General features: G+C 59.8%; 19 protein-coding genes. 9 read left to right on the forward strand and 10 right to left on the reverse strand.

Features of this window, described 5'->3' with window-relative positions:
- Positions 1-59 precede the first annotated feature (59 nt).
- Genes EL388_RS05570 through sdhA form a run of 4 tightly spaced genes read left to right on the forward strand, consistent with a single transcriptional unit; the run spans position 60 to position 3,733 of the window.
- Positions 60-1,259, forward strand: a complete 1,200-nt coding sequence (locus tag EL388_RS05570; RefSeq protein WP_126460822.1) for a malic enzyme-like NAD(P)-binding protein — start codon at positions 60-62, stop codon at positions 1,257-1,259.
- Entirely contained in the window at positions 1,259-1,630 is a 372-nt protein-coding gene (gene sdhC / locus EL388_RS05575; protein ID WP_126460825.1) for a succinate dehydrogenase, cytochrome b556 subunit, read from the forward strand. The genes EL388_RS05570 and sdhC overlap by 1 nt, the downstream gene beginning before the upstream one ends.
- 1 nt (position 1,631) lies before the next feature.
- Entirely contained in the window at positions 1,632-1,976 is a 345-nt protein-coding gene (sdhD, locus tag EL388_RS05580; protein ID WP_126460828.1) for a succinate dehydrogenase, hydrophobic membrane anchor protein, read from the forward strand.
- On the forward strand, positions 1,973-3,733 hold the full coding sequence (sdhA, locus tag EL388_RS05585) for a succinate dehydrogenase flavoprotein subunit (RefSeq protein WP_126460831.1): 1,761 nt from the start codon (positions 1,973-1,975) through the stop codon (positions 3,731-3,733). The genes sdhD and sdhA overlap by 4 nt, the downstream gene beginning before the upstream one ends.
- 29 nt (positions 3,734-3,762) lie before the next feature.
- On the opposite strand, the gene EL388_RS14205 is transcribed toward sdhA, so the two are convergent.
- From EL388_RS14205 to EL388_RS13815, 3 genes are all read right to left on the reverse strand, one after another.
- Positions 3,763-5,049 carry a methyl-accepting chemotaxis protein gene (locus EL388_RS14205; RefSeq protein ID WP_126460834.1) on the reverse strand — a complete coding sequence of 429 codons (1,287 nt, stop codon included), beginning with the start codon at positions 5,047-5,049 and terminating at the stop codon, positions 3,763-3,765.
- Positions 5,024-5,542 (reverse strand): PAS domain-containing protein, encoded by a 519-nt coding sequence (locus EL388_RS05595; RefSeq protein ID WP_126460837.1) that lies wholly within the window; start codon positions 5,540-5,542, stop codon positions 5,024-5,026. Before EL388_RS05595 ends, EL388_RS14205 begins: the two co-directional genes overlap by 26 nt.
- 478 nt (positions 5,543-6,020) lie before the next feature.
- Positions 6,021-6,167: a hypothetical protein gene (locus EL388_RS13815; protein ID WP_165919212.1), complete on the reverse strand. Its 147-nt coding sequence runs from the start codon at positions 6,165-6,167 to the stop codon at positions 6,021-6,023.
- 126 nt (positions 6,168-6,293) lie between these two features.
- On the opposite strand from EL388_RS13815, the gene EL388_RS05600 reads away from it, so the two are divergent.
- Together EL388_RS05600 and EL388_RS05605 are read left to right on the forward strand one after the other, a co-directional pair.
- Positions 6,294-7,405, forward strand: a protein-coding gene (locus tag EL388_RS05600; RefSeq protein WP_420856648.1) for an IS3 family transposase whose coding sequence is annotated in 2 segments (ribosomal slippage) — positions 6,294-6,549 and positions 6,549-7,405 — 1,113 coding nt in all. Because the reading frame shifts where the segments join, the coding sequence is not laid out codon by codon here.
- Positions 7,406-7,426: 21 nt separating this feature from the next.
- The gene (locus EL388_RS05605) at positions 7,427-7,654 is read left to right on the forward strand and encodes a hypothetical protein (RefSeq protein WP_126460840.1); all 228 of its coding nucleotides are present in this window, start codon (positions 7,427-7,429) and stop codon (positions 7,652-7,654) included.
- A gap of 17 nt (positions 7,655-7,671) precedes the next feature.
- Here EL388_RS05605 and EL388_RS05610 read toward each other — a convergent pair whose 3' ends face one another.
- The 7 genes from EL388_RS05610 to EL388_RS05640 all read right to left on the reverse strand — a co-directional run bounded on the left by EL388_RS05610 (position 7,672) and on the right by EL388_RS05640 (position 12,335).
- Complete coding sequence (locus EL388_RS05610; RefSeq protein ID WP_126460843.1) at positions 7,672-8,136, reverse strand: hypothetical protein; 465 nt, start codon at positions 8,134-8,136, stop codon at positions 7,672-7,674.
- An 81-nt stretch (positions 8,137-8,217) separates the two neighbouring features.
- Positions 8,218-9,345, reverse strand: a complete 1,128-nt coding sequence (locus tag EL388_RS05615) for a DUF3800 domain-containing protein (protein WP_126460846.1) — start codon at positions 9,343-9,345, stop codon at positions 8,218-8,220.
- Positions 9,346-9,378: 33 nt separating this feature from the next.
- Positions 9,379-10,053, reverse strand: a complete 675-nt coding sequence (locus tag EL388_RS05620; protein WP_232019212.1) for a cation efflux transmembrane domain-containing protein — start codon at positions 10,051-10,053, stop codon at positions 9,379-9,381.
- Positions 10,054-10,068: 15 nt separating this feature from the next.
- Positions 10,069-10,788 (reverse strand): hypothetical protein, encoded by a 720-nt coding sequence (locus EL388_RS05625; RefSeq protein WP_126460849.1) that lies wholly within the window; start codon positions 10,786-10,788, stop codon positions 10,069-10,071.
- Positions 10,789-10,822: 34 nt separating this feature from the next.
- Complete coding sequence (locus tag EL388_RS05630) at positions 10,823-11,248, reverse strand: hypothetical protein (RefSeq protein WP_126460852.1); 426 nt, start codon at positions 11,246-11,248, stop codon at positions 10,823-10,825.
- 78 nt (positions 11,249-11,326) lie between these two features.
- The gene (locus EL388_RS05635) at positions 11,327-11,878 is read right to left on the reverse strand and encodes a hypothetical protein (RefSeq protein WP_126460855.1); all 552 of its coding nucleotides are present in this window, start codon (positions 11,876-11,878) and stop codon (positions 11,327-11,329) included.
- Between the two features lie 82 nt (positions 11,879-11,960).
- Positions 11,961-12,335: a hypothetical protein gene (locus EL388_RS05640; RefSeq protein WP_126460858.1), complete on the reverse strand. Its 375-nt coding sequence runs from the start codon at positions 12,333-12,335 to the stop codon at positions 11,961-11,963.
- Between the two features lie 93 nt (positions 12,336-12,428).
- Between EL388_RS05640 and EL388_RS05645 the strand changes: the two genes are divergently transcribed.
- From EL388_RS05645 to EL388_RS05655, 3 genes are all read left to right on the forward strand, one after another.
- Entirely contained in the window at positions 12,429-12,827 is a 399-nt protein-coding gene (locus tag EL388_RS05645; RefSeq protein ID WP_126460861.1) for a hypothetical protein, read from the forward strand.
- A gap of 115 nt (positions 12,828-12,942) precedes the next feature.
- A complete protein-coding gene (locus EL388_RS05650) occupies positions 12,943-13,929 on the forward strand; it encodes an integron integrase (protein WP_126460864.1) in 987 nt (328 codons plus the stop codon).
- Between the two features lie 66 nt (positions 13,930-13,995).
- Positions 13,996-14,289 carry a HigA family addiction module antitoxin gene (locus tag EL388_RS05655; RefSeq protein ID WP_232019192.1) on the forward strand — a complete coding sequence of 98 codons (294 nt, stop codon included), beginning with the start codon at positions 13,996-13,998 and terminating at the stop codon, positions 14,287-14,289.
- The last annotated feature ends 81 nt before the right edge of the window (positions 14,290-14,370 follow it).

Here is a 14,370-nt window from a genome sequence, read left to right on the forward strand (position 1 = left end):
TTTGCAATGGATTTGGCGTCGCCAAATTTATTCATCTTTGATTTACAAGGAAGTTTGAAGTGAGCGATCTCAAGCAACAAGCCCTCGACTATCACGAGCATCCCCGGCCCGGCAAGATCTCGGTCGAAGCGTCCAAGCCCTGCGCCACCCAGGCCGAGCTCTCGCTCGCCTATACCCCGGGTGTGGCCGAGCCGGTGCGCGCCATCGCCGAGAACCCGGAGAACGCCTACCGCTACACCAACAAGGGCAATCTGGTCGCGGTGATCACCGACGGCACCGCCATCCTCGGCCTGGGCAATCTGGGGCCGCTGGCGGCCAAGCCGGTGATGGAAGGCAAGGGCGTGTTGTTCAAGCGCTTCGCCAATATCGACGTGTTCGACATCGAGGTGCAGGCGCCCTCGGTCGAGCAGTTCATCGAGACCGTGGCCAACATCGCGCCCACCTTCGGCGGCATCAACCTGGAAGACATCGCCGCGCCGCATTGCTTCGCCATCGAGAAGGCGCTGACCGAGCGGCTCGACATCCCGGTGTTCCACGACGACCAGCACGGCACCGCCGTCATCATCTGCGCCGGCCTGATCAACGCCGTGCACCTGCAGGGCAAGGAGCTGGACAAGGTGAAGATCGTCTGCCTGGGCGCCGGCGCCGCCGGCATCGCCTCGATGAACCTGCTCATCGAAATGGGCGCCAGGCGCGAGAACATCACCCTGGTCGACAGCAAGGGCGTCATCCACAAGGGCCGCAGCGACCTCAACGAATTCAAGCAGCAGTTCGCCAAAGAGACCGACCAGCGCACCCTGCTGCAGGCCATGACCGGGGCCGATGTCTTCGTCGGCGTCTCCGGCCCCAACCTGGTGTCGCAGGACATGGTCAAGGCGATGGCGGAAAGGCCCGTGGTCTTCGCCCTGGCCAACCCCGACCCCGAGATTCTGCCCAAAGATGCCCATGCCGCGCGCGACGACCTGATCATGGCCACCGGCCGCTCGGACTTCCCCAACCAGGTCAACAACGTGCTCGGCTTCCCCTTCATCTTCCGCGGCGCGCTCGACGCCCGGGCCAGGCGCATCACCCGGCCCATGCTGGTGGCGGCCGCCCGTGCCCTGGCCGAGCTGGCGCGCGAGCCGGTGCCTCATGAAGTGCTCAAGGCCTACAACGTCGACAAGCTGGAATTCGGCAAGGAATACATCCTGCCCAAGCCCTTCGATCCGCGCCTGATCCAGCGGGTGCCGCAGGCGGTGGCGGCAGCGGCCACCAAGTAATGCGCCAGCGGCCCTATTACCTCAACCTGTTGCAAATCCGCCTGCCTGTCGGCGGCTGGGTGTCCATCCTGCACCGGGCGAGCGGGGCGCTGCTCTCGCTCCTGGTGCCGGCGCTGCTCTATGGGCTGATGCTGTCCCTGCGCTCGGCCGAGGATTTCGCCCGGGTGCAGGCCTGGCTCGGCGGCGGCCTCGGCTGGCTGCTCGCCCTGCTGGTGAGCTGGGCGCTGCTGCATCACTTTCTGGCCGGCCTGCGCCATCTCGGCTTCGACTTCGGCTGGGGCGAGGACAGGCTGCGGGCGCGGCAGACGGCCTGGCTTGCGCTGGGCCTCGCCCTGGCGTTGACGGCGCTGATCGCCGTGGCGGGGCGCTGACATGCCGCACGTGGCCGGCGCCCATCGCGGGCTGGACATCTGGCTGATCCAGCGCGCCTCGGCCCTGGTGCTGGCCATCGGCCTGCCGGCCTTCCTGATCTATGCCGCCAGCCAGCCCGTGCTGGATTACGCCACCTGGCGCGGCCTGTTTGCCCCGCTGCCGGCCAAGGTCGGCGGTCTGCTCTGCATCGCCGCCGTGCTGGTTCATGCCTGGATCGGCCTGCGCGAAATCTTCATCGACTACGTGCACCCCCTTGGCCTGCGTCTGATGCTGTATTTCGCCTTCGGCGTGCTCTACCTCGGCTGTCTGGTTTGGGCCGTGGATATCCTCTGGGGTGTTCGATGATCGAGAAACGCACTTTCGATGCCGTCATCGTCGGCGGCGGCGGTGCCGGCCTGCGTGCCGCGCTGCAACTGGCCCGCGCCGAGATGAAGGTGGCCGTCATCTCCAAGGTCTTTCCCACCCGCTCGCACACCGTCTCGGCCCAGGGCGGCATCACCGCCGCGCTGGGCAACGTCGACGAGGACAACTGGCACTGGCACATGTACGACACGGTGAAGGGCTCGGACTACCTGGGCGACCAGGACGCCATCGAGTTCATGTGCCGCAACGCCGCCTCGGTGGTGTACGAACTGGAACACATGGGCCTGCCGTTCTCGCGTCTTCCCAACGGCAAGATCTACCAGCGCCCCTTCGGCGGCCAATCCAAGCACTACGGCGGCGCGCAGGCTACCCGCACCTGCGCCGCGGCCGACCGCACCGGCCACGCCCTGCTGCACACCCTGTATCAGCGCAACATCGCGGCGCGCACCCAGTTCTTCGACGAATACTTCGCGCTCGACCTGGTGCGCGACGACGAGGGCTACGTGCTCGGCCTCATCGCGCTCGACATCGCCAGCGGCGCGCCCATCCTGTTCGAGGCGCGCGCCGTGCTGCTGGCCACCGGCGGCGCGGCGCGCATCTATCGCCACTCCACCAACGCCCACATCAACACCGGCGACGGGCTGGGCATGGTGCTGCGCGCCGGCCTGCCGCTGGAGGACATGGAGTTCTGGCAGATCCACCCCACCGGCATTCCCGAGGTGGGCGTGCTGATGACCGAAGCCTGCCGGGGCGAAGGCGGCTATCTCGTCAACCGGGAGGGCGAGCGCTTCATGCCGCGCTATGCCCCGCACGCGCAGGACCTGGCCTCGCGCGACGTGGTCGCGCGCGCCATCGCCCAGGAGATCCGCGCCGGCCGCGGCTGCGGCGAGCATGGCGACCATGTCCTGCTCAAGCTCGACCACCTGGGCGAGGCCCGGGTGCGGGAGCGCCTGCCCGGCATCCGCGAGCTCGCCATCCGCTTCGCCGGGGTCGATCCGGCCTGCGCGCCGATTCCGGTCACGCCCACCGTGCACTACATGATGGGCGGCATCCCCACCAACCTGCACGGCCAGGTGGTCACCCCGGTGCGCTACGGGCCGGAAGAGCCGGTGCCCGGCCTCTACGCCGCCGGCGAGTGCGCCTGCGTCTCGGTGCACGGCGCCAACCGCCTGGGCGGCAATTCGCTGCTGGACCTGCTGGTCTTCGGCCGCGCCGCCGGCGACCACATGGTCGAATACCTCAAGGAAAACCCCTACCCGCGGCCGGTGCCGAAAGCGGCGGCCGAGCCGGCCCTGACCCGGCTGGCGCGCTGGGAGAGGCCCAAGGGCGGCGAGACCGTGGCGGGGCTGCGCGGGGAGATGCAGCGCATCATGCAGGCACATGCCGGGGTCTATCGCGATGCGGCGCACCTGAAGGAAGGTCTGGCCAAGCTCGACGTCGTGCAGCAACGCCTGAACGATGCCGCCATTTCAGATCGATCCAAGGCTTACAACACCGCGCGCATCGAAGCCCTGGAGCTGGAAAACCTGCTGCCCATCGCCCGCGCCACCCTGGTCTCGGCCGCGGCGCGCCAGGAGAGCCGGGGTGCCCACGCGCGCGAGGACTTCCCCCGGCGCGACGACGACCACTGGCTGCGCCATACCCTGTATTTCACCGAGAACGACCAGCTCGACTACAAGCCGGTGCGCCTGAAGCCGATGACGGTGGAGACCTTCCAGCCCAAGGAACGGACGTATTGAGTGCGGGCGGGGCCAGCGGCCCCGCCGGCTCAGCGAATCTGCTGCTCGATGTTGGCGAACAGGTTGTCGTAGATGGCGATCAGGGCATCGCGGTCGGCGCTGCCCTTCACCCACTGGCGCGATCGGGCGATCTCGACCGCCTGGTTTTCCAGTTCCGACAGGCTGTTGATGCAGACCTCCTCGCCGTTGAGGATGGCATTGGCGTCGGCCCGCGCCTTCTGGGCGAGCGAGACCAGGCGCATGGAAGCCTGCATCGATTGCGCGCCATGGCCGATGGCGGCGGTGAGCTCGCCCACCCGCATGGCCGAGCTGGCCGACTGTTCGAGCTCCTTGCCGAACTCGCCGGAGGTTTGCCGGGCGCTGGAGACCGAGCGGTTGATCTCCTCGATCTGGCTGGTGGCCGTGCCCAGCGAGTCGGACATGGCGGTGATCGCCTCGTCGATCTGATGCGCCGTGCTCTTCGACTGATCGGCCAGCTTGCGCACTTCGTCGGCCACCACGGCAAAGCCGCGGCCCTGTTCGCCGGCGCGGGCGGCCTCGATGGCCGCGTTCAAGGCCAGCAGGTTGGTCTGCTTGGCGATCTCGTCGATGTGGGCGGTGAACTCCACGATGGCGGCCGCCTTGGCATTGAGGTCGTCCAGGGCGTGATTGCCGCTGGTGGCGGCCTGCTCGGCCTGGCCCAGGGCGCCGGCCATGCGCCGGGCGGCCTCGGACATGTGGGTGGCCGACTGGCCGAAGGTGGTGGCCAGGGTCTCGGACTGGCCGGAATTGTCAGTGACCTCGGTCAGCGCGGATTCCACATGCGCAATCGCTTTCGACAGCCCGCTCTCCGAGCGCAGGAAGATGCGCGACAGCAGGGCCTCGCGGGCCACCGACTCCTGGGCGGCGTTCAGCTGGTCGAGCATCACCTGCATGCGCTCGATCACGTCGCGGAAGGTGCCGTGCAGGCCCACCGGCTGCAGGCGCCGCCAATGACGGCCATCCGAAGCGGCGGCCATGCCGCCGAGAAACTCGCGGAAGGCCGTCTCGGTCTGGTCCAGCGCCGAGTTCAGATCCTGCCGGATCGACTCCAGCGTGGGGTCGGCGAAGGCGTGCGGGGCGCGGGCCGACAGGTCGCCCTGGCCGATGCGGTGCAACAGGTCGTCCAGTTCGGCCAGTTCGGCGGCGCCATGTCGCTCCGGCCACAGCGCCAGCAGCAGGGCCGGCAGCAGCAAGGCCGCGGCGGCCCACGGCGTCCAGAAGGCGCCGGCGGCGCCCAGGATGATCAAACCGGCGGCGGCATATTGGCGCTTAAAGCGAAAAGACGAGTTCTTCATAGCTCATTCCGGTTTGTTGCATGAGGTCGACCAGAACCTGGGTGCCGGCGGCGATGGCATCGCGGGCGCCGGCCGATTTTTCGGCCTGCAGCATCTTCTGGTATACCGGCTCGATCTTGCCGATGGCCTCGCGCTTGGGGCAGCGGCGCACCGAGGTATAGCCGACGATGCGCCCGCCCGGCCCGAAATCCGGCGCGATGTGGGTGAACACCCAGTAGAAACCGCCATCCTTCGACATGTTCTTCACATAGGCGAAGAACTCCTGGCCCGACTGGATCGTGTCCCAGGCCAGCTTGAAGGCCGCGCGGGGCATGTCCGGGTGGCGGATGATGTTGTGCTGCGAGCCGATCAGCTCCTCCTCGGTGTAGCCGGAGAACTCGATGAAGATCGGGTTGCCGTAGGTGATGATGCCCTTGGGGTCGGTCTTGGAAACGATGAAATCGTTTTCCCGCATGACCCGCTCGACCTTGGTCGGCGTGATTTTTCTCTTCATGGCGGTAATTGGCGTCCTTCGGGTAGGTTCTGCCTCTACATTGTAATGATGATGCCTATGTCTGGAATAGGGAATATTACGAAGTGAAGCCGTCCAACGCAGCGACGTAACGGTAGGCACTGGCACTCATGCCGACGACACGCAGGGCATGGCGTTAGCGTCACCCTTGGAAGACGAAATTTCGGGGGAAGCTCAGAAGTCACCGGCGCTGCGCGGCTTTATCGCGCAGCAGTCCGTGTGGACTGCCGGGTTAGCCCCCTTTCAACTGGTTACTTTTTAATCCCTCCATCCCCTTTTACGCTTTTCCCTTTTATGGTCGATGGGATCCACCGCATGCCGAAAATCATGAAGAATACGAGCATCGCGGCCGCAGTAGCCATCTCCCTGCGCCATTCGTCCGACACATCCGGGAAGAAAAACCCAACTGGATCATTTCAAGATGAGTTTGCTTGGCATCCATTGCGCCCCCCCTGTGGTGCTAACGTTCGCCATAACCGGCAGCAAAAAGTGGCGCGACGAAGGAGCGACGCTTTTTGCTGTCCGCGTTGATGGCGTTGTTAGGTATCATTTTCGTCATCACCATTTTCTTTCTTTTCGATGGCAATCTCTTCAAGATTTTGGCCATGTCTGTTCAATAGCTCCCACAGATCGGTATAGAAGAAGTGGTCGATAGTTTTAATATGCTGTGATGAAGCCTCCTCGGATATTCGGGCCAATATGAAGTAGAGTTTTCCCTGAAAGGAAGCTCTACATGAAGAAATCGAAATTCACCGAGCAGCAGATCGTGGCGATCCTCAAGGAGGTCGAACTGGGCGCCAAGGTCGGCGAAACCTGCCGCAAGCACGGCATCTCGGACGCCACCTACTACAAGTGGAAGTCGGCCTACGCCGGCATGGAAGTGTCCCAGCTCAGGCAGTTGCGAGACCTGCAGGCCGAGAATGCGCGGCTCAAGAAGATGTATGCCGAACTGGCCATGGTGCACAACGCCCTGCAGGACGTTGTCTCCCGAAAGCTCTAGCCCCGGCGCGCAAGATTGAGTTGGCCGACGTGCTGATGGATGCGCATGGCTTGTCCGAACGCCAGGCTTGCCGGGCGGTACGGCTAGCCCGATCCAGCCGGCACTATGTGCCGGTTCGGCGCGATGACAGCGCCGTCATCGAGGCGGTACAGGCCTACATGGCGGTCAATCCCCGGCATGGTTTCGGCCTGCTGCATGACAGCTTCAGGCTGCAACAGCAGCCTTGGGGCAAGACCGTGCTGTGGCGGGTGTATTGCCAGCTCAATCTGAACCTGCCGCGCCGGGGCAAGAAACGCTTGCCGGCTCGCATCAAGCAGCCTCTGGTGGCCGGGGCGCTGCCGAACGATACTTGGAGTTGTGACTTCATGGCCGATGCGCTGTGGAGCGGTCGGCGCTTCCGGACCTTCAACGTCCTGGACGAGTTCAGCCGCGAGGCCCTGCGTATCGAGGTGGACACTAGCCTGCCGGCGGCCAGGGTGGTGCGGGCCTTGAATGAATTGATTGAACTGCGGGGCAGGCCCCGCCGGCTACGCCTGGACAACGGCCCGGAACTGGTCAGCCAGGCACTGGCCCAGTGGGCCAGGGATAATGAGGTGGAATTGATGTTTACCCAACCGGGGAAACCAACCCAGAACGCCTATATCGAACGGTTCAACCGCTCCTACCGGACCGAGGTGCTGGACTGCTATGTGTTCGAGTCGCTGGCCGAGGTCAGGAAGCTGACGGAGGACTGGCTGCACCGCTACAACCATGAACGACCGCATGAAGCCCTGGGCAGGATTCCACCGGTGGCCTATCGCATGCAAAAATACCCAAACCCTCTACTTCTGAGTGGCACGGAATAACGAGGAGGCTTCACCTCAAGCATGATTTATCTCCAGAACGTGATTATTTGGATTGCGTGGAAACTCAGCGGAAAAACGAAAGAGCAGTTTTCATTCATGTTCAACTTGGCGTGGTTCTTCAACCGTTCGGTGCTCCGATCTTCGTGGCATGCGATGGTGGAGAAGACCCCCAACGCCGTTTTAACCGGCGCGGGGCACGCGACTCCAGGAAACAGTGCGCCGTATCACCGCGTCCGGTTGAAAACATAGTTATATGCAAGTTTCTCTCAGAATAACTCTGCGATTCTGTTTTCAAGGCGGTATTTCTCGAAATCATTTATGTGTGCGGCTTTCTTCTGGCTTCCCGATTTGAGCACAGGATCGGTGTACATATAGAAATGATACCTTCCGCTTGAATGCTGTTGGGCCAGCTTCTTTAGCTCAGGCTTGGTAAAGAGCCAGACTTGATTCTGCGAGGCATCAACAAAGGCGAATATTTCAGCCGGGGAATTATCTGGAACCCACCAATCCAGGGCGGGCTTTCCCCGGCCACCACCCGGTTTAGGTTTAAGATTTGCCTTTACTTGAATTGTGAGTGGCTTCTTTCCTCCAGAGGAATATGCCACAAGGTCGATTCCTGAATCTGTTGTGAGATGGGCGGACTCGATACCGAACTTCAAAAGCTTGTACTGAACGAGCAGCTCTCCGAGCTTTCCGATTTGCCGCGTAGGTAAGGAGCTGGGTTCGTTCATACTTGCATATAACGTTTAGCTTGAGGGGCGCGGAAACAGACGGCGAAGCCGGCTGTTGGAGCGTCCCACTCGAAGCGCTTGTTAGACATTGGTTTCATTTGGCTTAACCCTCCTTGCTTCATCTATTGCCAGCAACTCTTTCCCTCGTTCTATTTGCTCTGGCGTGGGGTCGGGCAATTCTTCAAACCAACGTTTCCAACGAGCAGCAATAGCGTTGAGCGAAATCTCATCGGTGTGCCCTTTGTTTAGCTGACGTTTTATAAGTTGAAATAACTCAGGCGCCAATTCCTTGTTTTCCATTGCCCGTTTAAACACCCAGAGATGAATGTCTGTTAATTCAAGGCCGGCACTATTTGCGCTTGAGGCAAACGTAATAGGTATTGTTGGCATTTTGCCAAAATCCACTTCTGGCAAACCAGGGCCATTAGCAAATTGCGAGCCGCTCAACTTGGAATAAAAGTTTGCAAGGGTGTTTTGCGCCTTATTGAATTCGCACTGTTGGTCGATGGTTATCTTTGCTGCTTTTCTGCCGTGTTTCTTGATCCGTAACGCAATGCCATGCATAACAGATTGGAAGCCAATCACGTTTGGCGTGATTTGGAGGCGATCCCCTTTTGTTTTTGTATTGTAATAAATCTCACTAGGGTTGTTTTCAGTCCACAACAGAGCATCTGAAATTAATTGCCTAGACCTAGCATCAGGAAGTTGGTCTACTCTAGCACGTAACTCAGAACACACATTTACTAGACCTGCTTCAGCCTTGTTGTCGTGAATTTCTATGCGAGCTTCCCACGCCTTTTTGGCTAGATCTTCATCAAACAAGGACGCCAGCTTCAATAACAAGACATATCGCATCGGTGTCCAGTACCCGGACCAAGTGATTGCCGGGTTATTTCCTTGATCAAATACCTGATCAAAAAAACAAATGATCGAGTGGTCTGGTTTTGCAACACGGTATAGATCAAACCGAATGTTGAGTCGCTTTTGTAGCTCAACAATGTCGGGAGCTATGGCAACCAAGCCTCCGTTACCGAGTTCGTTAGCGTGCAACCTTGCTACGCCGCACCTAGAACGTAGTTGCTTTAGTTTTTCCTCTGCAAGTGCATCGACATTTACATTACTGGACAATACACCGTAATAGAGCATCGGCTGTTCGGGATCGAATATCCGCGTCCCTGTGTGACCACTCTCATCGACATAGAAGAACATGATGCGCCCCGGTGCAATGTCTAACGTCCCCGCTCAGCGACGCGCCGCTTGCGGCGCGTCCGCTGCAGCGGGTGGTTGGGCGTGATTCAGCCCCAGCTCGGCACGTGCTTCACGAGCAACAAGGAACGCTGAACGAAGGAACACGGCGCAGATGAGCGCGCCAACTGCGATGTCCGGCCAAGGCGAAAACGTCATCCACACGGCCAAAGCCGCGAACAGGACCGAGACGTTTGCAATGAGGTCGTTTCGTGAGCAGAGCCAGACCGACCGCATGTTGATGTCTTCGGCACGGTGGCGCCACAGCAGGGCAAAGCAAGCGCCGTTCGCAGCAAATGCGAGAGCGCCTATCGCACCCATTGCCTCGACTGTCGGGAGCTGGGGATAAAGGAGCTTGTATACGACCTGCCCGAAGACGAACACGCCGAATAGCCCCATGACCGCTGCCTTCGCCACAGCGGCCCGCGCTTTCCAGACAGGGCCTCGCGAGACCACGTAGAGGCTGAAACCATAAACAAGAGCGTCGCCCAGCATGTCGAGGGAGTCGGCGAGCAGGGCCACGGACCCGGCGAGCAAACCAGACACGAGCTCCACGAGAAACATCGCAGCGTTCACCAACAGGACGATACGCAGAGTCGCCGATTGGCGCTCGCGCAGCCCGTCAATGGCACAGGTCTTGTTGATGCAGCAATCGTCCATCGTCTCGATCACGCCCAACGACCAAGCTCAGGCGCGCCGTTTTTTGGCGTCGCCTGGAGCGCCTTGTTGGGCATCAGTTTCATCTTCCAATGATGCAAGTAAACCTTTTATCCTCTGCAACGATTCTTGGACTTCTGTCTTGTCGCGGAACTTGTTTAGATTCTTGAATCGGTACCTCTCGGATTCCAGTGCGGCGGATAGGGTTTGCAACTCAGCCACTAACTGAACGTACTTGTGACTTCCGTCATCTTGTTCCTTAGCGACGTCGAAACCGTGATTCACGATCTCCGCATGTGGTGTATCGATTCGATCTGAGGTCAACTTGACCCGAATTACCTCAGGAATTTCTTTGACCAGAACTGAGTTTGCGGTGGTGTAGTACGCCATGGCTTTTTGATAGAAATCCCAGTACTCCCGCGCCCCAGTAAGCGTGTAAAGGCGGTGATGGGCCACGATATTGTGTTTGCTCGATTGGAGTTCAAGAAACCCCTTCGATAACTCCTCGATATCGAACTGATCTTCTAAGTCTCGGTACGACTTCAAGATGGCAAGGCACCGCGCCCAATTGTGGCTGAATGTCTCTGAAACCCGTTCCACTTCCGCAGCCAGCAGGTCAAGGCCGCCTTCCAAATACCGGGATAGGATGAGTTCGTGCTCGCGCTGCCTGAAGTACGTGAGAACTGCGAACCACGCAGCCAGTGCTGCGGCAAAAAGGGCTAAGCTGGATTGGAGTAGCGCGTCTGCCATGCGTTATGTGTCTTCTGATGCCCAACGTGCTAGCTCAGGGGCGCGCCGCTTGCGGCGCGTCCCGCTGGAGCGAGAGGTTAGCGGAAAAGGGTTTCGCAGGCCAAACGAAGACAACAAACATAACGAACTCAAGCAAGAGAATGACCGGCGAAACCACACGTGTTACGGAGCCGCCCATGCCCAAAAAGGCGATTAGCGCGGCAGAAACAGACAAAAGCAAGCCAGCGGCGACCCGCGCTTTGGGGGTGACAGAACCGGCAACAACGCGAGGAAGACCAATAAGCAATGGCCCCAAGCCTAGCACCAACCCTATGATGAACAGCGGGCCGAAGAACAAAAGGTAACTTCCGAGCTCAGGTGGTTCGCCGACGCCATACGCGAACATAAGCCCGAGGTAAGAGGGGGCTGCGATCAAGGCCAACCCGAGAAGAATGGCAACGAGGCGGATAAAGGTGAGCATGTCGCTAACGCGTCGCTCAGCCGCGGCGGCGCGTTAGCGCCGGCGTCGGCTGAAGCGAATTGTTGGGCATCTTTTTCATTACCGTCTTCTCATCTGTGTCCAATTGATGATGTCACGAAGGCGCTCGAACTTTAGTTTCAGTTGTGAAACTAACCACTCATGCTGTTGGTTATAACTGCCTCCGAAATTCGCCGGCGGTACAAAACCCAACCGATCAAAGTGCAATTGATCTGCGCGTGTAAAGAAGGCGCGACGTTCCAGCCTTTTGCTTATTTTGTCGCACCACGACCGATATTCTGCCTCCCAAGTTGCCACTTCTGCCTCGTTTGAAACTGCCTTATTGAGGAGGTTGTGTATAGCCCACGAAAGATCCTCCGCCAAGTCGTCGATAGCACTTTGACGCAGTGACCAGACGTTGAAAAACAGAGAGGCGCCAATTATGGCAAGGCCAATTATGACCAGGGTGAACTTAAACCAAGGATCGGTTACCCAAGGAGGCAACACACTAATAAGATCGGCTGCCGCCTGCCCTGGTGTTGCGCCATAGATAACAATGAACAAGCCAACTACTAACCCGGTGCCTGCTGCCCGAGTTACTGCGCCACCAATCCATAGCCAAAAAGACTTCATTGCAACATTCCCGGTTGAGATGCCCAACGTAAAAGTAAGGGGCGCGCCGAAGGCGCGTCCCACTTGACTGCCGGGTTGGGCATCACGGTTTGCCCCCGATAAGTGCGAGCAATTTGGAAACAAACTCGTTAATGCCGCCAATAGCGCCAACAATTGTTGCCGGGAGATAGCCAGTGACGCCAATAAACGCGAGGAAAAAGAGCGAGACGGCAGAAGGCGAAACCGATAATGCGCAATCAACCGATGCACACTCGACCGTTGCGCGAAGAACAGCCCACGCTGCCACCCAGCCGACCCCAGAACCAAGGAAGTTCAACCAGAACTGATGAAAACGCCAAGACGGCTTTCGGTCTGAGATTGGAACGCTGAATATCTCGCAAGCGCGCAAGCCATAGAAAACGGACATGCCGATGGCAAGGATGGCGAATAGAACTGGCAAAGAGAATAGAGCGCTCATGATCGTGATGCCCAACGCAGAGCTAAGGGGCCGGCCGCTTGCGGGCGGTCCCGCTTGAGCGCCGAGTTAGGCAGCAAACGATAGGAGAAAGACATGGCTTCACAACTGATTGGCACTACCGAAATTGGATGGTTTAACCCTAGCGTGACCCCGCCGCCGTTCGACATGAAACTGCTGTTGATGGTGGCAGGCTCACGCTCAGAAGATTGCGGCCGGACGTTTGAACCATACACGGTGGTGATGACGGCCTATGTTCAACAACAAGGACCTGGCGACGAGTACGACGACGAGACTGCATTTGACGAATACATGTCTGGCGACCAAACCGATTTTCTCGACTTCCAGTTCGACCTGAAAGACGAGGATGGTGAAGTTCTTGACTGGTACAGCGACAGCATTGTGGCGTGGGCCTACTACCCGCTCGGAATCGCGCAGACGGCCGTGAATGTTGAGCGCGAGAGGCAGGCGGCATTGGTGCCTAACGTAATGTAGACACCAAACGTCCAGATAAAAGTTTTATTGGACACGGCGGATAAACTCGACGCATTCTGTAACCTCCTGTTTTATAGACTATGGTGTGTCTTATATCCTGCCCATGGGTCTAGCCATGTCAAATAGCCAACCGTCAGCCACTTCTCAGCCCAAGCTGCTGGACCAAGTGCGCGATCGCCTGCGGGTAAAGCATTACAGCAAGCGCACCGAGGCGGCCTATGTGCAGTGGATTAAACGATACATCTTTTTTCACGACAAGCGCCACCCCCTGGAAATGGGCAAGGTCGAGGTGGAGTCTTTTCTGACTTCGCTGGCGGTGGAGCGCAATGTCAGCGCGTCCACCCAGTCGCAGGCGCTATCGGCCATTCTGTTCCTATATAAAGAGGTGCTGGAGCAGCCCTTGCCCTGGCTCGACGAGGTGACGCGGGCGAAGAAGCCGGCGCGCCTGCCCACGGTGTTGACCCGGGACGAGGTGGGGCGGCTGCTTAAATATGTGGATGATCCTTTGATGGATCTAGTTGTGCGTTTGCTTTATGGCACAGGCATGCGTTTGTTGGAGTGCCTGCGTTTGCGGGTGAAGGATGTCGATTTCGCCCGGCATGAGATCGTGGTGCGCGAGGGCAAGGGCGCCAAGGACAGGGTGACCATGTTGCCGGCCACTCTGGCAGATCGGCTCAAGGTGCATCTGGTTCAGGTGAAGGCGCAGCATGTGGCCGACCTGGCCATGGGCAAGGGCGAGGTATGGCTGCCGGATGCGCTGGCGGTCAAGTACCCTAACGCCGGCAAGACCTGGGCCTGGCAGTATGTGTTTCCCGCCGCGGGTTTTTCGACCGACCCGCGCTCCGGTGCCGTGCGTCGCCACCATATCGACGAGAAGCGGGTGCAGCGGGCGGTCCGCCGGGCAGCCGAGCGGGCCGAGCTTGCCAAGCCGGTGAGTCCGCATACCCTGCGCCATTCCTTTGCCACGCATTTGCTGGAGGGTGGCTACGATATCCGCACCGTGCAGGAGTTGCTCGGCCATTCGGACGTTTCCACGACCATGATTTACACCCATGTCCTTAACAAAGGTGGTCGCGGCGTGGTCAGCCCGCTCGACCGGTAGAGCCGGTAAAATCGGAACAATGGTTTGAGGCCAGGCTATTTTTGGATGGGCAGGCTTATGACGCGTATGTACAACCCCCCGCACCCCGGTGAAACCCTGCGCGACGATGTGTTGCCGGCACTGGGTTTGAGCGTGACCCAGGCCGCCGAGCAGTTGGGCGTGACCCGTGCGGCGCTGTCGCGGGTGCTCAACGGCCGGGCCGCGATTTCGCCGGAGATGGCCCTGCGTTTGGAGGCCTGGCTGGGCACCGAGCATGGCGGCCGTGCCGATGGCTGGATTGCCCAGCAGGCTGCCTACGATTTGTGGAAGGCGCGCAAGGCGGGCAAGCCTAAAGTGACGCCGTTGAAGCTGGCGGCGTAAAGATTGTGCGCACGAATAAATTGAGACCGCATTCCCTCACCCCAGCCCTCTCCCGGAGGGAGAGGGAGTTTGGGCGCTATG

The organism is Sulfuritortus calidifontis (assembly GCF_003967275.1).
GTDB lineage: Bacteria > Pseudomonadota > Gammaproteobacteria > Burkholderiales > Thiobacillaceae > Sulfuritortus > Sulfuritortus calidifontis.